Annotated in this window: 15 protein-coding genes; 2 read left to right on the top strand and 13 right to left on the bottom strand. The window is 41.2% G+C overall.

The genetic code is table 11. From position 1 onward, the window contains the following. Window positions 1-123: 123 nt before the first annotated feature. The 11 genes from hfq to spoVS all read right to left on the bottom strand — a co-directional run bounded on the left by hfq (window position 124) and on the right by spoVS (window position 14484). The gene (hfq, locus tag CRO56_RS20310; RefSeq protein WP_097160464.1) at window positions 124-351 is read right to left on the bottom strand and encodes an RNA chaperone Hfq; all 228 of its coding nucleotides are present in this window, start codon (window positions 349-351) and stop codon (window positions 124-126) included. Between the two features lie 47 nt (window positions 352-398). Continuing rightward, the gene (gene miaA, locus CRO56_RS20305; protein WP_097160463.1) at window positions 399-1349 is read right to left on the bottom strand and encodes a tRNA (adenosine(37)-N6)-dimethylallyltransferase MiaA; all 951 of its coding nucleotides are present in this window, start codon (window positions 1347-1349) and stop codon (window positions 399-401) included. A 533-nt stretch (window positions 1350-1882) separates the two neighbouring features. Then, window positions 1883-3796 (bottom strand): DNA mismatch repair endonuclease MutL, encoded by a 1914-nt coding sequence (mutL, locus tag CRO56_RS20295; protein ID WP_097160461.1) that lies wholly within the window; start codon window positions 3794-3796, stop codon window positions 1883-1885. A gap of 19 nt (window positions 3797-3815) precedes the next feature. Next, window positions 3816-6392 carry a DNA mismatch repair protein MutS gene (mutS, locus tag CRO56_RS20290; protein ID WP_097160460.1) on the bottom strand — a complete coding sequence of 859 codons (2577 nt, stop codon included), beginning with the start codon at window positions 6390-6392 and terminating at the stop codon, window positions 3816-3818. Window positions 6393-6634: 242 nt separating this feature from the next. Continuing rightward, window positions 6635-7840, bottom strand: coding sequence for a polysaccharide deacetylase family protein (locus CRO56_RS20285; protein WP_097160459.1), 1206 nt, complete (start codon window positions 7838-7840; stop codon window positions 6635-6637). 231 nt (window positions 7841-8071) lie between these two features. Then, window positions 8072-8614, bottom strand: a complete 543-nt coding sequence (locus CRO56_RS20280) for an outer spore coat protein CotE (protein ID WP_097160458.1) — start codon at window positions 8612-8614, stop codon at window positions 8072-8074. Between the two features lie 239 nt (window positions 8615-8853). Continuing rightward, window positions 8854-9267 (bottom strand): YlbF/YmcA family competence regulator, encoded by a 414-nt coding sequence (locus CRO56_RS20275; protein WP_097160457.1) that lies wholly within the window; start codon window positions 9265-9267, stop codon window positions 8854-8856. Window position 9268: 1 nt separating this feature from the next. Beyond that, window positions 9269-10813: a tRNA (N6-isopentenyl adenosine(37)-C2)-methylthiotransferase MiaB gene (miaB, locus tag CRO56_RS20270; RefSeq protein ID WP_097160456.1), complete on the bottom strand. Its 1545-nt coding sequence runs from the start codon at window positions 10811-10813 to the stop codon at window positions 9269-9271. A 542-nt stretch (window positions 10814-11355) separates the two neighbouring features. Beyond that, window positions 11356-12222, bottom strand: a complete 867-nt coding sequence (locus tag CRO56_RS20265; RefSeq protein ID WP_097160455.1) for a 2-oxoacid:ferredoxin oxidoreductase subunit beta — start codon at window positions 12220-12222, stop codon at window positions 11356-11358. Next, window positions 12222-13958 (bottom strand): 2-oxoacid:acceptor oxidoreductase subunit alpha, encoded by a 1737-nt coding sequence (locus CRO56_RS20260; protein WP_097160454.1) that lies wholly within the window; start codon window positions 13956-13958, stop codon window positions 12222-12224. Before CRO56_RS20260 ends, CRO56_RS20265 begins: the two co-directional genes overlap by 1 nt. Window positions 13959-14223: 265 nt before the next feature. After that, window positions 14224-14484, bottom strand: coding sequence for a stage V sporulation protein SpoVS (gene spoVS / locus CRO56_RS20255; protein ID WP_097160453.1), 261 nt, complete (start codon window positions 14482-14484; stop codon window positions 14224-14226). A 392-nt stretch (window positions 14485-14876) separates the two neighbouring features. Between spoVS and CRO56_RS20250 the strand changes: the two genes are divergently transcribed. After that, window positions 14877-15656, top strand: coding sequence for an alpha/beta fold hydrolase (locus tag CRO56_RS20250; RefSeq protein WP_097160452.1), 780 nt, complete (start codon window positions 14877-14879; stop codon window positions 15654-15656). 25 nt (window positions 15657-15681) lie between these two features. After that, a complete protein-coding gene (locus tag CRO56_RS22600; protein ID WP_179714381.1) occupies window positions 15682-15837 on the top strand; it encodes a PspC domain-containing protein in 156 nt (51 codons plus the stop codon). Between the two features lie 93 nt (window positions 15838-15930). On the opposite strand, the gene CRO56_RS20245 is transcribed toward CRO56_RS22600, so the two are convergent. Next, complete coding sequence (locus CRO56_RS20245) at window positions 15931-16728, bottom strand: TIGR00282 family metallophosphoesterase (RefSeq protein WP_097160451.1); 798 nt, start codon at window positions 16726-16728, stop codon at window positions 15931-15933. A gap of 114 nt (window positions 16729-16842) precedes the next feature. Then, window positions 16843-18402, bottom strand: coding sequence for a ribonuclease Y (gene rny / locus CRO56_RS20240; protein ID WP_097160450.1), 1560 nt, complete (start codon window positions 18400-18402; stop codon window positions 16843-16845). Between the last annotated feature and the right edge of the window lie 255 nt (window positions 18403-18657).

Raw genomic sequence — 18657 nt, 5'->3', positions numbered from 1 at the left:
TACATGAAAAACATTTTGAATCTTATCTATGCCACATTGCTCGTATCAGTTAATGCATTTTTCTGCAAACAAAAAGGATGCTCCACCTGGAACACCCTTTTCCACTCTATACTATTGAATTCATTAAGCTTCCATTTCAATGGTCACATTACGTTGTGGGGCAAAGGTTGAGATGGCATGCTTGAATACGAGCTGCTGCTTGCCCTCTGATTCAAATAACACCGTAAAGTTATCGAATCCTTTAATATATCCCCGAATTTGAAAACCGTTTAATAAAAAGACGGTTACTGGGATCCCTTCTTTTCGTAACTGATTCAAAAACTGATCTTGAATATTAACCGGTTGTTTCATGGCCCTGCCTCCTATTCTCTCTCTGCGAAGGTGTTTTCGCTTTTGCTTTATGTATTCGCTCCGAGACTCCACTTTCCTGCAAGATATTGTGATATTTCCTCAATTTTTTTCTCAATTGCGGAAATATCGGTCATATCAAACCATTGGACATCCAGCTGATTTCGGAACCAAGTGAGTTGCCTCTTTGCATAATTTCTCGAGTTTTTCTTTAGTTTTTCCACCGCTTGCTCTAAGTCCACTTTCCCGTCAAAGTATTCGTACAGTTCTTTATAGCCAATCCCCTGTACAGCCTGAGTGCCGCGAATCCCTTGATCATATAGGCTTTTTACCTCATCTAATAATCCAGCTTCCATCATAATATCTACACGATGATTAATACGGTCATATAAAAGTTCGCGGTCCATTTGAAGACCGATGATCGCTGCATCATATAAAAGCTGATTCGTTTGAGACTCCTTCCATTCAGAAAAAGCTTGCCCTGTATCAAGATAAACCTCCAGTGCCCGAATCACTCGTCTTACATTATTCGGGTGAATTGCTTCTGCACTATTCGGGTCAACCTCTTGCAATTTTTGAAACAAAGGCTCTATTCCCTCGTTCTCATATTGGGCATAAAGCTTTTCACGTGTTGCCGTTGACGCTTCCTCCAGGAACTGGAAATCGAATAAAACGGATTGAATGTACAGGCCAGTACCGCCGACAATAAACGGAAGCTTCCCGCGCTGTTCAATTTCCGTAATTTTCTCCCTGACCAGAGCTTGAAAATCAGCAACGGTAAAAGCATCATCCGGGTCGCAAATATCAATCAAGTGATGCGGAATCCCATCCTTCTCTTCTTCCGTTACTTTCGCCGTCCCTATATCTAACCCGCGGTAAATCTGCATGGAATCGCCACTAATAATCTCGCCATTCCATCGTTTCGCCAGTTCAATACTGACTTTTGTTTTACCAACAGCAGTGGGTCCGATGATGACTACAACTTTTTGTTGCTGGTCCATATCGCTTGTTTCCTTTCCCTGCGTCTACAATGACTCAAACATCCTCTTATTATAGACGCGAAGAGATATTTTTAAACATTTTGTCGAATGAATGGTGGCTGTGTCTTTAGTGAGTAATGGCGCTTGATTGGTTTGTGGATGGCGGTGATGTCAATGGAGCTTCATCAGGGTAACGGGCATGCTGCCGAGAGTAAATCCCCACTGCCGAGAGAAATCCCCTCCTACCGCGAGTAAATCCCCTGCTACCGCGAGTAAATCTTCTGCTACCGAGAGTAAATCCTCCGCTACCGAGAGTAAATCCTCCGCTACCGAGAGTAAATCCACCACTACCGAGAGTAAATCCTCCGCTACCGAGAGTAAATCCTCCGCTACCGAGAGTAAATCCTCCGCTACCGAGAGTAAATCCTCCGCTGCCGAGAGTAAATCCTCCGCTACCGAGAGTAAATCTTACTCTACCGAGAGTAATCCACCGCTGCCGAAAATAAACCGTCATTCCCCACCTATCATTTAACTGTACAACCACCTCATTCCCCTTACATCACCCGTTTAAACATCTTTTCAAGTTCATAGGTTGTAAATTTTATGATAATCGGTCTTCCGTGGGGACATGTGAACGGATCGCTCGCATAACGCAAATCGTGCAGCAGGGTTTCGATTTCCTCCTGCCTAAGATAGCGGTTTGCTTTGATTGATCCCTTACAGCTCATGAGAATTGCTGCTTCTTCCCGGATTTTTTCGATGCTGATTTTGTTCATATTTAAGAGCTGTTCGATCATTTCCTCGATGGTTTCTTTTTCTTCTCCCTTTGGAAACCAGGTTGGATGAGAGCGAATGATGAAGCTGTTCATGCCAAACTCCTCAAGGAAAACTCCTGCGGCTTCTAATTTATTTTGGTTTTCTTTTATTTTAATAAAGTCATCAGGAGCGTATTCCAGTGTTAATGGAATGAGCAGATCTTGGACGTCGTTTGCAACCTCCTGAACTTTGACTCTATAAAATTCGTACTTTAACCGTTCTTGTGCGGCATGCTGGTCGATTAAATAAAGTCCTTCATCATTTTGGGCAATAATGTAGGTACCATGAGCCTGTCCCACATAATAGAGTGGAGGAATTCTTGGGCTTCGGACTTCTATGCTGGAGGCAGGGACCTTCTCTTCCATCTCATCCTTCCACCGTGCCACTTCCTCGGCTGTTTTTTCCAAAGAGCTTTCCTCTTCTTTAACAAAAGCCGGTTGACTTACCAGTTCATTTATCAATCCGTTATCAAGCTCTTCTTTTCTTTGTCCTGTCAAATTAACCGAACCAGTACTGCCCTTGCTGTCCCCCTCAATATGGGTCGAAAAAGAGTCCTGTCCTACTGTGCTTTTTGCATTCTCTGAAGGCAGCTCCAAATCTATCGTTGTCTGAACAGCCTTTTGCTCTCGTTTTTCAAACGCTGAAACTGCTGAAGGAATTAAGGTCTCTTTTCGCCATTGACTCCGGATGGCAGCTGTTACTTGATCCATCAGGTCTCTTTCTTTACTGAAACGGACCTCGAGCTTCGAAGGGTGGACATTGACATCTGCTAATAAGGGATCCATCTTTATATCTAATAGACAGATTGGGTAACGTCCAATTGGTAAAAACGTGTGGAATCCGTCTAAGATTGCTTTTTGAATCGCGTGATTTCGGATAAAGCGTCCATTCACGATGATGGTCATATAGTGTCTCGATGCCCTGGTATTTTCAGGCTTTGCCATGTATCCCGTTACTTCAAAATCAAGGGAAGAGGCTTGAAATTTAACCATATTTTTCGCTATTCCTACCCCATAAATCGAAGCAAGTACTTGAACCGGATCGCCATTGCCGCTTGTTTGCAGTACCTTTCTTTCGTTATGGACTAACCGAAACGAGATATGAGGGTTACATAGAGCTAAGCGGCTAACTGCATCAGTGATATGGCCAAGCTCCGTATGTAAGGTTTTCATATATTTTAGGCGGGCAGGCGTATTATAAAATAACTCCTGAACCGAAAGATCTGTTCCCTTTCTGGCTCTGGCTCGTTCAAAGGAAATGACTTTTCCTCCTTCTAAAACCACTTCTGTCCCTTCTGTTTCGGATTCCGAGCAAGTTTGTAGTTTAACTTTAGAAACGGAAGCGATACTTGGCAGTGCCTCGCCCCGAAACCCGAGTGTACGGACGCGGAACAAATCATCTTCATTATGAATTTTACTGGTTGCATGCCGTTTAAACGCCGTTAATACGTCCTCATGTTCAATCCCGGAACCATTATCAATAATGCGGATTTCCTCTAGTCCAGCCTCTTTTACAAGGATGTCAATGACGGTACTCCCCGCATCTACCGCGTTTTCAACAAGCTCCTTCACGACAGACGCAGGCCGTTCTACCACTTCACCAGCAGCTATTTTATTGGAAAGCGCGTCTCCGAGTTCGTGTATTTTTCCCATCATATGACCTCCTTTACAGTCAAGCTTTCATCATTTTCTGCAGTTCATATAAAGCGTTCATCGCATCGAGCGGTGTCATTTGCATCAGCTCTAAGTTTTTTAGCTTTTCCAGAATTAATTTTTGTTTTTGCTGCTCCTCATCACTGACTTCTACATCAAAAAAGGACAATTGCGCCTCTTCTGGCTGTTGCGATTTCGGTTCTTTTATAACTGCTGCAAGAGTTTCATCTTTGTTCTCAAAAGTCACAAGGATTTCACGCGCCCGCTTGATCACTTCAATCGGCAACTCAGCCAGCTGTGCTACATGGATTCCGTAGCTTTTATCAGCAGCTCCATCTTTCAGTTTGTGTAAAAAGACTACTTTCCCTCGTTCTTCTGAGACACTTACATGGATATTAGTAAGCTTCGGCAATTTTTCCCCTAAGACAGTCAGTTCATGGTAATGTGTTGAAAATAGGGTCTTCGCGCCGATGTGATTATGGATGTATTCGATCATCGCCTGAGCTAAAGCCATGCCATCATATGTAGACGTTCCACGGCCGATTTCATCGAATAATATCAGACTGTTTTTCGTAGCTTTCGTTAATGCATTTTTTGCCTCGAGCATTTCAACCATAAAGGTACTTTGACCTGAAACTAAATCGTCTGCCGCGCCGATTCTTGTAAAAATCTGATCAAAGATTGGCATTTCTGCTGCGTCAGCCGGAACAAAACAGCCAATTTGCGCCATGATCGCTGTTAAAGCTACTTGTCTCATGTATGTACTTTTCCCAGCCATGTTAGGACCAGTAATTAATAAAAGCTCCCGTTCTGGATTCATGTAGCAGTCATTCGGTACGTAAACTTGCATCCCCAGCACTTTTTCCACAACGGCATGACGTCCGTTTTGGATCACTAGCTTTCGATCCTCGCTAAAAGCCGGTTTTACATAATGCCGTTCTTCGCTGACTGTCGCAAAGCTTTGCAGACAATCAATTTCACTTATTGCTTTCGCGAGAGCCTGCAAGCGTGGAATATACGTTTTCACTTCTTCCCGAATCTCTGTAAATAAATCATATTCGAGTTCAATGCTTCTTTCTTCTGCTTCTAAAATCAGGGCTTCTTTTTCTTTTAATTCAGGCGTAATAAAACGTTCCGCATTGGTCAGCGTCTGCTTCCGCTCATATTGCCCTTCTTTTAATAGGTGCAGGTTGGCTCTAGTTACTTCAATGTAATAACCAAATACACGGTTATAGCCCACTTTCAATGACTTAATCCCTGTTTTATGCCGTTCTTCCTGTTCCAGTTGAGCTATCCACGACTTTCCGTTGCGGCTGGCTTCGCGGTATTGGTCCAATTTGACGTCATAGCCATCTTTAATCAGACCCCCTTCTTTTACCGATACCGGCGGATTATCATGAATCGCCTTTTCTAGCAGATTATGAACCTCTTCACAAGCATCAAGGGAAGTTTCCCATTTGTTTGGTGATGAGAGAAGTCCGAGAATAATAGATTGAATATCAGGAACTTGTTTTAAGGAGTGCTTTAATTGGATAAAATCACGTGCATTAACATTTCCAAATGCAATCCGGCCAGCAAGTCTCTCCAAATCATATACCTTCTGCAATTTTTCACGAAGCTCCTGGCGTTCAAAGAATTTTTCTTTTAAAAGTTCGACAAACTCGATTCTCTCTTGGATTTCTTTTTCATTGGTAAGCGGACGGTCAATCCACGCTTTCAATAAACGACCGCCCATCGCTGTCATTGTTTCATCCAAAAGCCAAAGTAAACTTCCCTTTTTATCTTTAGTCCGGATCGTTTCAGTTAGTTCGAGATTCCGTTTTGAATACTCATCCATTTTTAAGAAATGCTCGGTTTGATAGTACAGCGCCTCTTGGATATGGTCTAAGCTGCGTTTTTGCGTCCGATACAAATAACTTAACAACCGGATCACTGCTGCTTTTTCTTCTGGGTGAGAAAGTGAAGCAATCCTAGCTCCAAACTTAGTTTCATCATCTAATTCTTTTTGAAGCGAAATTGTAACACCATAGCGCTCTCGTAAAATAGGTCCCCATTTTTCAGCAAAATCGTCTGCGACTACAATCTCTTTTACACCAAGTAAAGCACACTCATTAAAACAATCTTCTACTCGGTCTAGCAAAGTAACTTTTAGCTCACCAGTTGATAAATCACAGTAGGAAAAACCAAACATATTGCCTTCTGATGTAATCGAAGCAATATAGTTATTTTCCTTATCCGTTAGTGTGTGGCTATCCATTAAGGTACCAGGTGTGATTAGCTGAACGACTTCACGTTTTACCACACCTTTTGCCTGTTTCGGGTCTTCCACTTGCTCACAGATCGCTACTTTATATCCTTTTTTAATCAGCTGTTCTATGTATGTGGCGGCAGAATGATAGGGAACTCCGCACATCGGAATTCGCTCATCCGTTCCTCCTTCGCGCGATGTTAATGTGATTTCTAATTCCCTTGAAGCTTTTATGGCATCTTCAAAAAACATTTCGTAAAAATCGCCAAGGCGAAAAAAGAGAAATGCATCTTCATAGTCTTTTTTGATCTCTAAATATTGCAGAATCATCGGCGTGTAAGAAGCCATCTATATCACAAAACCTTTCTTATCTATCAATCTTTTACATTACCCCATTATATCATAGAGATTGGGATGCAATCACGGTCTAGAAATATGGAGATGAGGAGAAAATAGGCAAAAAGAAAACTTGCCGGCCGGCAAGTTTTCATATACATACTGCTTAACGATACTTTCTGATTTATACAATGTTTCTTATCGTCCTCTGAAATAGGTTCCGTTAGCATCTATTCTATTAATAATAAGCATTATTATGGCCTTACTTCAGCCTCTAGGACTTTTTCTGCATCCATTAGCGGTCTTAATTTTTCTGGTTGCGTCTGAAGAGCAATTCCGTCAATGTGGCGGCGGTCCATCATGAACGCTTGGGTTTCATACGATTTTAGATATGGGACAGGTCCGACTGAGCATAGGACGTTAAATCCAGATTCAATCAAATAGTTAAATTTATCTCCTCCTGTATCTGGTCTGCTTCCATAAGGGTAAATATAAACATTCGTAGGCCCTATTAAAGATTCAACCTCTTGTTTCCATCTTTCTGTATCTTGGGCGAGCAGCTGGTAGCTCACTTTATTTGCATCTAAATGTCCCCACCCATGAGAAGCAAATGTCCAGCCGGTTTCTTTTAGACGCTTAATGACTTTTAGAGCTTCTGCTTTTTCCTGATTGTAAGCGGGACTGTCGAACTCATTGGTTCGGTAGCCTAAAACTCCTTCGTATCCTGTTAAAGCAATCAGCCCCTTTGCGCCATTATTTGAGAAATCTGGATGGTCTTGCACGAACTGATCTAAAATCGGCACGATTGCGTGATCATATGAGATCACGTCTTTTCCTTTTGGGCTTTTGGCGTAGGACGCAATATTTCCATTTTCATCTAGAATCAGCTTATAGACATTCCCATTTTGCCGCATGTACTCATAATAATTCATATCATCAATTGACAGTATTAAGGGTTTTTTTCCTTCGGGGAGTTTTAATTTTTGCAGAGTCATAGATTGATCTTGATTTATTTGAAAAAGCTGATTTATGTCTATTAATATATAGTTATGTTTATATAATTCATCTAAAATTCTCTTAAATTCATTGACGGTTACAAAATAATCATTATATCCTTGTGCCATTGCGTCCCCGTCAAACGCTAATTCTGGATAGACAATGAGCGGATGAAAAAAGATATGCTCAACCGGACCCTCGTAATCTACTAATTTGGCTGGTTCGTGCTTTTCTGCAGGCGGCATAGATTCATCTGCTGGTTCATTCCCCATTTCACTTTGCCCTTCTTCTTGAGTATCTGGCAATGGCGGGAGCGGGTCCTCTGGCCATTTTGGCATTGGATTATTATTAGGCGGTTCGATGTTATGATCTCCCGTTTCACGCTGATTACCCATCCCCTGTATTGAACAGGCTGATAACCCCAATATCAGCAGCCACACTGTTACCTTTGAAATTATTTTCATGAAAAATCCCCCATCCCTTATTCAAAAAATAAGACGAATGAGAGACCTTATTGTTACAAAAAAGGTATAAAGAAAACTCGCCGACTGGCAAGCCTTAAGGCGTCGGCAGAAGCGTAGTTACACGTATACTTGATTCCTAACAATTTTCACTAAGTCGAATAAACTGCCAAGGTAAAATTTTTATACATGAAAACACAAAAAAAAACTAGGAAGCAGTCTCTTCCTAGTGTGTTATTCTTCTTCAGTTCCAACCAAAAAGTCTGGATTTAATTCTTCAAATTCTTCATCGTCTACATCAAGTTCCCAGTCATGGTCATCCTCTACGCCGTCTGGATTAATGGCAACAGCGAGTTTGGTTTCACCCACTACCTCTACAAGGAATTCTCTTTCCGCATTCACGATAATTTTATTGCCATTTGGCGACACAACCGCTTCTACACAATTTGGCTGTTGAAGAACACGGGCAATCACTTGTTCTTCTCCTAAGATGTCTGGATCCCGATACTTAAGCTTTATGATATCTGTGTACGGTACTTTTGCAGAACATACTTCCGTTTTTGTATTATCAGAATGGGAATACCAACAGTTAATATCATAATGTCCGCTTACTTCTACCGTATTGTCAGATTTCTTTGCTGAATAGGTATGGTTTATGATCCAGGCACCTAGAATGCTCGACGGATTTTTAGCTGGGCTTACCGTATGATTGGACTGGGTAAATTTGCGTCCTTTTGCAACGACAGCCTTCGTTATAATCTCTCTGTATTCTGCCATGCGAGCGATACCTCCTCTAGTCTTTTCATTTCATCCTATGCGGGTCATTAGACTAGTGTGCGAATATTTCTTGTTTGAATAAAAGGAATCTTTGGATTAAACGAATAGGCTAAGAACCACTATTACATCTTATGCAGGCTGTATATTAGAATGTGCCTAGAAAAAATGCTGTCAATAAAAAAACAGAAGAACCGTCCCTTTGTTTCAAAAAACAAAAGAACCTTCCCTCTGTTTGCTAATTATGAATGTTTAACTGATGAGCCAGTTTCTCCTCTTAGGAGGTCTCCGCCAGTTGATTCAATGATTTTATTGGTTACTCTGTTTGAAATCGTATGAGCTACGACTTGAAGCAGCTCATTTACTTCAACTTGTGAGTTCTTAAATTCCTGTACAATTGGAATTTCGTCGATCTCTTTTTCAAGCTTTTCGATTTTTTCTTCTACCATTTTTAAAGCATTATCTTTGCCAAAGTGCTGGAAATTAACAGCTTGTTTTTGCAGACTTTTAATACTCGCGATCATCTCTCGAACCTTTTGGTTCTCGTTAATATGTGCTTCAGCACGTTTGAAGAAATCGACTTCTTCTGTTTCTGAAATCATATCAGCCAATTCTCTTGCACGTGCAATAATATCATCTTTTGTATATTTAGCCACTTTATTTCACCTCAACTGCTTCCATACTTTCGACCATTTCACCATCAAGTGTCCATGTTTTGGCTTCTTTGATACGGACTTTGACAAGCTGGCCAATTGCTGATTTTGGTCCTCTAAAGTTAACCAATTTATTTTTGCGTGTATAGCCGGCTAGGACTTCAGGGTTGTTTTTACTTTCCCCTTCGACTAACACTTCAACGATTTGACCCTTATATTTCTTCATAGCCTCTGCAGAAAGCTCATTTACTAACGCATTTAGACGTTGCAGACGTTCTTTTTTCACTTCCATTGGAACATTGTCCTTCATTTTGGCAGCCGGTGTTCCTTCTCGAGGTGAATAGATAAAAGTATAAGCAGATTCGAAGCCGACCTCTTTGTATAAAGAAAGTGTTTCTTCAAACTGTTCGTCTGTTTCGTTCGGGAAACCGACAATAATGTCAGTTGTTAGCGCCACATCTGGAATTGCTTTTTTAATTTTAGCTACTAATTCCAGGTAATGCTCCCGTGTATATTTTCTTGCCATAATTTTAAGGACATCGCTGGATCCAGATTGTACTGGAAGATGAATGTGCTCAACCAGATTTCCTTTTTTCGCTAATACTTCGACTAAATGATCATCGAAATCACGAGGGTGACTGGTTGTGAAACGGATACGCGGGATATCGATGGAACGAAGCTCATCCATTAAATCGCCTAATCCGTATTTCATATCCTCAAAATCTTTACCGTACGCATTTACGTTTTGACCAAGAAGCGTAATTTCTTTATATCCTTGAGCTGCTAAATGGCGGACCTCTTGGATAATATCTTCTGGCCGGCGGCTTCTTTCTTTACCGCGTGTATACGGTACAATACAGTACGTACAGAATTTATCGCAGCCGTACATAATATTGACCCAGCCTTTAATTTGGCCTTTACGTACTTTAGGAAGGTTTTCGATTACGTCTCCCTCTTTAGACCAAACTTCGACCACCATTGCCTTTTGCATATACGCTTCTTTTAAAATATGCGGCAGGCGGTGAATATTATGGGTACCAAAGATCATGTCAACATGCTGATAAGATTGTAAAATCTTATTAACGACAGATTCTTCTTGGGACATACAGCCACAAACGCCAATTAAAAGCTCTGGCTTTTCTGTTTTAAGTGCCTTTAAATGCCCGAGTTCACCAAACACCTTGTTTTCAGCGTTTTCACGAATCGCACATGTATTTAAAAGAATGACGTCTGAATCTTCTACGGTATCGGTTGCTTCGTAGCCAAGGGCCATGAAGATTCCTGCCATGACTTCTGTGTCATGCTCATTCATTTGACAGCCATACGTTCTAATATAAAACTTCTTGCCATCCCCCATGCCGCGGAATTCTTCAGGGATCTTGAAATCTTTATGATACTTGACTTCTTCCTTCCCTCTTTTCTTCGCATCCTTCAGACTTGGCGGAATATATACGGATTGAAAATATTTACTGTAATCCTTCTCGGATTTTTTGTCCTGAGGCTTTACAGTTGCTACTTGTTGTCCTTCAACTCTTTGCTTCTCATTCATTAATGAAGACTCCTTTCTTCATGAGTAATCAAATAACCATCATTCTACACATTACTTTAGTATAAAGGTTTTTCAGGGCTTAAACAATAGGGGAGACTTTGGGAGAATTGACAAGTTGGTGAAGGAGGATCAGGTTTATAAAAGGTGCGATTTTAACGATAGAATAGGGTGGTCGTCTGATGCCGATAAAATCGGGGTATTGACTCGTAGCAAAGTGATATTGACCGATAGAATCATGTTTTGACCCATAGAACCCAATTTTAACCGATAAAAACAGATTCTGACTGATAGAACAGACGATTTGACCGATAAAATCGTATTTTTGACCGATAGATATCCCGATTTGACTAATAGAACAGGAATTTGACTCATAGAAACTAATTATGACTGATAAAACGTGTGTTTGACTGATAAAACCCATTTTTGACCGATAAACAACTGCCGTGCTGCCACCACCGAACAGATTGTCCATCAACTTAGTATATTGCATATAACAATCAAAAAAGCTTTAGAAGACTTATGGCCCTCTAAAGCTTTTTGGATTACATAAATTCTTTTACAAGTTCCTGGAACATATCTTCTGACATATGCAAATCCTCTTTTACTAGAGGCGTTTCTTTATAGCCTGGGACCAGATCCTGGTAGGATTTTTGCTCCTTGTTCTGATAGATAAGTCCGGTAACCAAGCTATTACATTTCATTAAAACTTGCATTGCCTGCTCACGATTAGAAGGATCATAGTCTTCTATACTCTCGAGTTTTGTGAGATTTTCTTTATACCAATCATAGGTGTTAATTTTGTTATAAGTGACACATGGACTAAACACGTTAATGAGAGAGAAGCCTTTATGCCGGATCCCTGCTTCTATTAATGCCGTTAGCTCTTTAAGGTCCGTTGAAAATCCTTGAGCGACAAATGTGCCTCCAGCTGTCAGCGCCATTTCCATAGGCGAAAGCGCCGGCTCAATGGCTCCTTCTGGTGTGGATTTAGTTTTAAAACCAGAAGCTGAACGAGGAGACGTTTGTCCTTTTGTTAATCCATATACCTGGTTATCCATGACAATATACGTAATATCGATGTTTCTTCTAATCGCATGGATCGTATGCCCCATCCCGATGGCAAATCCGTCTCCGTCACCGCCTGAAGCGATAACCGTTAAATCACGATTAGCCATCTTCAGTCCTTGAGCGATTGGGAGACAGCGGCCATGAATTCCGTGAAATCCATACGTATACACATAACCTGAGATCCGTCCGGAACAGCCAATCCCAGAAACTAACGCCATATCTTCAGGTTCCAATCCTAAATTAGCAGCAGCCCGCTGAATCGCTGCCTGGACAGAGAAATCACCACAGCCTGGACACCAGTTTGGCTTGACATTATTGCGAAAATCTTTGAAGGTAGCCATTACAACAACTCCTTACATGCATCATATACTTCATGCGGCAGAAATGGATTTCCATCATATTTGCAAATATTGTGGATTTTATCTGAACCGCCTACATTCATTTTGATAATATTAGCCAGCTGTCCTGTAATGTTATGTTCGACAACGGCTATTTTCTTTGCTTTGCTTACCACTTCCGCTACCTCATCAGCCGGAAATGGATGAAGCAAGCGAATGTGGGCATGGTTAACTTTGAATCCGTCAGCTTCGAGGCGTTCCTTTGCCTCTTCAATGACCCCTCTTGTTGAGTTAATGCCAATCATTAATAAATCGGCTTCTTCATGTGGAGTATCCTTATACACCGGTACGTTAAAACGGACATTTTTTAATTTTTTCATCCGCTTATCCATTTGTTTCTTCCGATTTACTGCCACTTCAGAAGGCTTACCGGTTTCATCATGCTCAACACCGGTTACGTGGAAGATCCCATTTTTCGTACCCGGTAATACTCGAGGCGAAACGCCATCCTCTGTCAGTTCGTATCTCTTAAAATATCCTTTGTTTGAAAGCTCAGGGAGATCTTCATTTACTAGCTTACCGCGGTGAATCTCTATTTTTTCCAGGGAAAGCGGCTCAACGGTTTGCTTTCCCAGGGAGAGCTGCAAGTCTGATAGAAAAATAACCGGACATTGATACTCTTCTGCTAGGTTAAAAGCCTCTGCGATATCGTAGAATGCCTCTTCGACTGTACTTGGTGCCATCACAATCTTCGGAATTTCCCCGTGGCTTCCGTAAATCATCGCAAGAAGATCAGATTGTTCCTGTTTAGTTGGCAGCCCGGTAGAAGGTCCGCCCCGCTGTGTATCGACTATGACAAGTGGTGTTTCTGTGATTCCTGAAAGACCGATTGATTCCATCATCAGAGAAAGTCCTGGCCCCGCTGAAGCGGTAAAGGAACGAACCCCTCCATAATTTGAACCAATCGCCATTGTACAGGCGGCCATTTCATCTTCTGTCTGGATGACTGTCCCTCCTACTTTTGGGAGTTTTTTAATCAGGTATTCCATGATTTCAGATGCTGGTGTAATTGGATAGGCAGCCATAAATCGGGCTCCACCCGCCATGGCACCTAATGCAATTGCATCATTGCCGATTATGAATAATCGCTTCTTGCCATCAGCCGGGTCTAATTTTAAAGTGTTGGTCGAGCTGCCAAGCTGTTCTTGCATAACCTCGTAACCCTTTTGAATCGCTTCCATATTTTTCGCTACCACTTGTTCGCCTTTTCTGCCAAAAATCTCATCCACTACGTTGAGAAAAACATGTGTATCTAAATTTAACACCGCACAGGTGGCACCAATCGCAACCATGTTTTTCATAAGAGCTGTACTTAAGTTTGCAGCAATCTCTGTAAAAGCGACTGGATAAAGCGCGGCCTTGCAATCTTCTGGTGCAGCGGGATTAAACTTAGCGTCTGCTATAATAACCCCTTGGTCATGTAGTTCATGATAGTTTAAATCAATCGTTTCCTGATCAAATGCAACTAAGACGTCTAAATCATCTGCAATCGTACGGACCGGGGTTGTGCTTACCCGAATTTTATTGTTCGTATGGCCTCCTTTAATACGGGAAGAAAAGTGTCTGTACCCATATAAGTAATAGCCTTGGCGATTCAGGGCAATCGAGAATATTTCTCCTGTACTTTCAATCCCTTCCCCCTGCTGACCGCCCACTTTCCATGATAATTGTTGTACCATGCTAGACACTCCTTTAAACTGAACCGGTTAAGTTGTATTTTCCATTTGTTCCTAAAGCGATAGTAAGTGTAGTTGTGTGAAAATGCTTCCAACTATATTATACTGAAATTCGTCAATATTATAAATATTTTGATATTTTTAAAGACAAATTTTTCATTTTCTCTTAAACTATCATTCACTTACGTCTTTAAGAACATCGTAAATGCATAAAAAACCTGCTTGCTTATTGTATGCAAACAGGTCCCCCATAGCCCCTTAAAACTAATTACCTAGGTTCAACAATTAGTTTAATGGCTGTTCGTTCTTCCCCATCAATTTGAATATCTGTAAAAGCGGGAACACAAATTAAGTCTACCCCGCTTGGCGCTACGAATCCTCTTGCAATAGCAACCGCTTTAACTGCCTGATTTAAGGCCCCGGCACCAATTGCTTGAATTTCCGCTGCTCCTCTTTCTCTTAAAACACCTGCAAGTGCACCAGCTACAGAATTTGGGTTTGATTTAGCTGAAACTTTTAATATTTCCATTACCTTTGCCTCCTTGTATTTTCCGTGAACATTGCCCGAGGTTTTTCTATATGGATGCCTATAAATCATTTCATTGCTACTATATTCACCTAATAACCCGCATATGCCAGCTTGGACAACATTTTTCATGGAGGATTGGAAATTTTTGACCTGCGTTAGTAAAGGAAAAGAGGAGAGTTTATTTAAAATAAATTTTCCCTATTCTAGGAGTATTCGTTGATAAACTGTGATTTCAGTTGATAAACTTGGTTTATTTTTTGATAAACATAAATATTACAACCCCAAATGTCAATTCCTCTCACATCTCTAACCTGCAACTGAAATCATTGCTCATCTATCTTTACAAAAATGAATATCTTATGTTGAAACCATATTGTTACGGGGGAATCAGAATGGGATACTATGTTACGGCTGAGCCCGGTGTAAATTTATTTGTAGAGGATATTAACCCAGGAGGCGCTAAGACCATTGTGTTTATCCATGGATGGCCGTTGAGCCATAAACAGTTTGAATATCAGTTTACTATTCTTCCGGCAATGGGTTACCGCTGTATTGGCATTGACTGGAGAGGATTTGGCAATTCGGATAAACCCATGAATGGTTACAATTATAACCGACTGGCAGATGATATCCTCACGGTTGTCCGTACACTTGAATTAGACAATTTTACGCTTGCTGGCCACTCTACGGGTGGAGGGATCGCCATTCGCTATATGGCTAGGCACAACGGTTACGGAGTAGCCAAACTTGTCCTTATCGATGCTGCTGCTCCCGTTGGGTTTACAACAGAAACGGCTAGCAGACTTCTTAACGAAACGTTAAATGACCGCCCAAAGATGATGCAGGGAGTAACCGATACCTTTTTCTTTCAGTATATAACGAGACCATTCTCCGACTGGTTTATTCAAATGGGATTGGAGGCTGCAAGTTGGTCTACTGCCGCAGTCATTGTTTTACTGAGAGATGAAACGTTACATGAAGATCTTCCAAAAATAGTAACTCCTACTTTAATTGTCCACGGAATGCATGACAAAGTGATTCCATTTTCACAATCACAAGAAATAAATCAAAAAATTAGAAATTCCCAGCTTGTCCCGTTTCAATATAGCGGTCATGGACCTTTCTGGGAAGAACGTGACAAATTTAACCAGCAGTTGATACAATTTATATAGTTGAAATTTTTGGGAGGGATTTGAAATGAGGAAACTGATGAAATCATCTAAAGATAAGTCCTTATTTGGGGTGTGCGGAGGTCGTCCGGCTCATATTTATCATTACTTGTCCTGCTTCTTTTTGGGTGTATATCATTCTTGCAGCATCTTTAACAGAGAAACACTCACTATTATCATTTAAAACTTTTTCTTTAAATAACAGGTTGTTCATATTCTTGCAACAAAAAAGAGACCACAAATGGGTCCCTTATTTTGTTGCAATTCAACATCAATTCTAATTGAAAAATGGGTGATCATCATTAATCAAAATCCGCTCCATTTTCTTGCCTAGTCCAGTTTGGTCATCAAGATCGATCACAACTGCACTTAACTGAGAACGTCCTGATTTTGGCACCTCAAAACGAACAGGCATGGCTGTTAAAAACCGGCGCAGAACAGCCTCTTTATCTACACCAATGATTTCATCATACGGTCCTGTCATTCCCACATCTGTTAAATAAGCGGTCCCTTTCGTTAATATTCTTTCATCGGCCGTTTGAATGTGAGTGTGTGTTCCAACGACAGCAGAAACCTTTCCGTCTAAAAACCAGCCCATCGCCAGCTTCTCACTCGACGCCTCGGCGTGAAAATCAACAAAAATAAAAGGTGTGGTGGCCCGTGCTTTTTCTACAAGCTTTTCAGCCGTACGAAACGGATCATCAATAGCAGGCATAAAGGTCCGGCCTTGAATACTGATGACTGCCACCCTTTTACCTTGATGTTCAATCATTCTTAACCCCTCCCCAGGAGAACCTTCCGGGAAGTTCGCGGGTCTTACCATTCTTTTTGCATCATCTATGAAATCGAAAATCTCTTTATTATCCCACGTATGGTTTCCGAGCGTTACAGCTTGTGCGCCCCACTCAAGCAACTGATTATAAATCTTTTGAGTGATTCCTTTACCGGCCGCTGCATTTTCACCGTTAATAATGGTGAAGTTCGGTTGGTATTGATGTTTTAACTTAGGAAGGTATTCTTTGACCATATCCCGGCCGAGTGAGCCGACCACATCCCCAATAAATAAAATCCGCATAAGTATTTCCTTTCTAGCTTTGCAAAAGTGTTTATTCCATTCTACCACAAATGAATGGAATTTTATTCAAACGGTGTAACTTGCATAAGAAAAGAGCTGACAAATGTCAGCTCCTTATTTTGCGTATTCAACGGCTCTAGTTTCACGGATAACGGTAACTTTGATATGACCTGGATAATCCAGTTCATCCTCAATTCGTTTCCGAATATCACGTGCTAAACGGTGAGCACTGAGATCATCAATCTGATCTGGTTTGACCATAATTCTGATTTCGCGACCGGCTTGGATAGCGAAAGCTTTTTCCACTCCATCAAACGATTCCGGAATTTCTTCCAGTTTTTCAAGACGTTTAATGTAATTTTCAAGCGTCTCACTTCTTGCTCCTGGTCTGGCAGCACTTAATGCATCGGCTGCTGCCACCAATACGGCTATTACAGAAGTAGGTTCCGTATCTCCGTGGTGAGAAGCTACACTGTTAATGACAACAGGGTGTTCTTTATACTTCGTTGTAAGTTCAACCCCGATTTCAACGTGGCTTCCTTCCACTTCGTGATCGACTGCTTTCCCTATATCATGAAGTAATCCGGCTCTCTTTGCAAGAGTGACATCCTCACCTAGTTCAGCAGCTAATAATCCGGCCAGATTCGCAACTTCGATCGAATGTTTGAGGACGTTTTGTCCGTAAGACGTACGGAACTTGAGTCGTCCTAGGATCTTCATCAGATCCGGATGGAGCCCGTGGACACCAACCTCAAACGTTGTCTGTTCACCAATCTCACGAATGTGCTCATCAACTTCCCGTCTAGCCTTGTCTACCATTTCTTCAATCCGTGCTGGATGTATACGTCCATCTTGTACAAGCTTTTCTAGTGCAATTCGCGCTGTTTCACGTCTAATTGGGTCAAAACCGGATAAAATAACAGCCTCTGGTGTATCATCGATGATTAAATCAATTCCCGTTAGTGTTTCCAAAGTTCGAATATTTCGACCCTCACGGCCAATGATACGACCTTTCATTTCATCATTCGGCAGATTCACGACTGATACGGTCGTTTCAGCAACGTGGTCAGCAGCGCAACGCTGTAAAGCCAATGAAAGAATTTCCTTCGCCTTTTTATCGGACTCTTCTTTCGCTCTAGTTTCGCTTTCTTTTACTATGAAAGCTATATCATGAGCAAGCTCGGCTTCAATGCGTTCTAGAATAATAGCTCTGGCTTCCTCTTTCGAAATGTTAGAGATTCGCTCAAGCTCAGCTTGTCCTTTACGCACCATCTCATCCACTTTGCTCTCCATCTCTTCAATATGCTGTTGTCTTTGATTAAGAGAATCCTCCTTCTTTTCTAATAATGCTTCACGTTTATCCAACGTCTCGTCTTTTCGATCTAGATTCTCTTCCTTATGGAGCAAACGATTCTCTTGTTTTTGTAGCTCACTTCTACGCTCACGAATTTCTCGTTCTGCATCCGTTCTAAGCTTATGAATTTCATCCTTTGCCTCTAGCAAAGATTCCTTTTTAATAGCTTCAGCTTCACGTTTGGCATCTTCAAGAATTTGGACCGCCGCATTCTTTGCTCCAGTAACTTTCGCTTCATAAATATTTTTGCGTAAAAAGTAGCCAACAACACTACCAACGAAAAGGCCAAGCAAAATGGAGATGATTGTTATGGCATCCATCACTTCACCTCCCCTTGCTATGAACTTGTTTCAAAATTACATACATGTCGGCATGTACACTTTCAAATTTGCTTACATTTTTCAGGGTTAGGCTTAGACCCATGAAAACACTAAGCCTTTGATAATTTTATTCGTATGATCCCAAATCTGTGATCTAAACGAAAAAAGTTGAAAAATATACATATTTATTGTAAATCCGCGGTAGAATGATGTCAAGCTATCCCTTGGAGCACGGAGAAGCAGTCGCTTGATTTT

The organism is Bacillus oleivorans (assembly GCF_900207585.1).
GTDB lineage: Bacteria > Bacillota > Bacilli > Bacillales > JC228 > Bacillus_BF > Bacillus_BF oleivorans.
Note: the sequence above shows the minus strand (reverse complement) of the source record. Positions and strands in the feature narration are given on the sequence as shown.

What these genes read in the sequence shown, in the direction of transcription:
- hfq (WP_097160464.1), bottom strand. Translation starts at nt 351, where the DNA reads ATGAAACAACCGGTTAATATTCAAGATCAGTTTTTGAATCAGTTACGA.
- miaA (WP_097160463.1), bottom strand. Translation starts at nt 1,349, where the DNA reads ATGGACCAGCAACAAAAAGTTGTAGTCATCATCGGACCCACTGCTGTT.
- mutL (WP_097160461.1), bottom strand. Translation starts at nt 3,796, where the DNA reads ATGGGAAAAATACACGAACTCGGAGACGCGCTTTCCAATAAAATAGCT.
- mutS (WP_097160460.1), bottom strand. Translation starts at nt 6,392, where the DNA reads ATGGCTTCTTACACGCCGATGATTCTGCAATATTTAGAGATCAAAAAA.
- CRO56_RS20285 (WP_097160459.1), bottom strand. Translation starts at nt 7,840, where the DNA reads ATGAAAATAATTTCAAAGGTAACAGTGTGGCTGCTGATATTGGGGTTA.
- CRO56_RS20280 (WP_097160458.1), bottom strand. Translation starts at nt 8,614, where the DNA reads ATGGCAGAATACAGAGAGATTATAACGAAGGCTGTCGTTGCAAAAGGA.
- miaB (WP_097160456.1), bottom strand. Translation starts at nt 10,813, where the DNA reads ATGAATGAGAAGCAAAGAGTTGAAGGACAACAAGTAGCAACTGTAAAG.
- CRO56_RS20265 (WP_097160455.1), bottom strand. Translation starts at nt 12,222, where the DNA reads ATGGCTACCTTCAAAGATTTTCGCAATAATGTCAAGCCAAACTGGTGT.
- CRO56_RS20260 (WP_097160454.1), bottom strand. Translation starts at nt 13,958, where the DNA reads ATGGTACAACAATTATCATGGAAAGTGGGCGGTCAGCAGGGGGAAGGG.
- spoVS (WP_097160453.1), bottom strand. Translation starts at nt 14,484, where the DNA reads ATGGAAATATTAAAAGTTTCAGCTAAATCAAACCCAAATTCTGTAGCT.
- CRO56_RS20250 (WP_097160452.1), top strand. Translation starts at nt 14,877, where the DNA reads ATGGGATACTATGTTACGGCTGAGCCCGGTGTAAATTTATTTGTAGAG.
- CRO56_RS22600 (WP_179714381.1), top strand. Translation starts at nt 15,682, where the DNA reads ATGAGGAAACTGATGAAATCATCTAAAGATAAGTCCTTATTTGGGGTG.
- CRO56_RS20245 (WP_097160451.1), bottom strand. Translation starts at nt 16,728, where the DNA reads ATGCGGATTTTATTTATTGGGGATGTGGTCGGCTCACTCGGCCGGGAT.
- rny (WP_097160450.1), bottom strand. Translation starts at nt 18,402, where the DNA reads ATGGATGCCATAACAATCATCTCCATTTTGCTTGGCCTTTTCGTTGGT.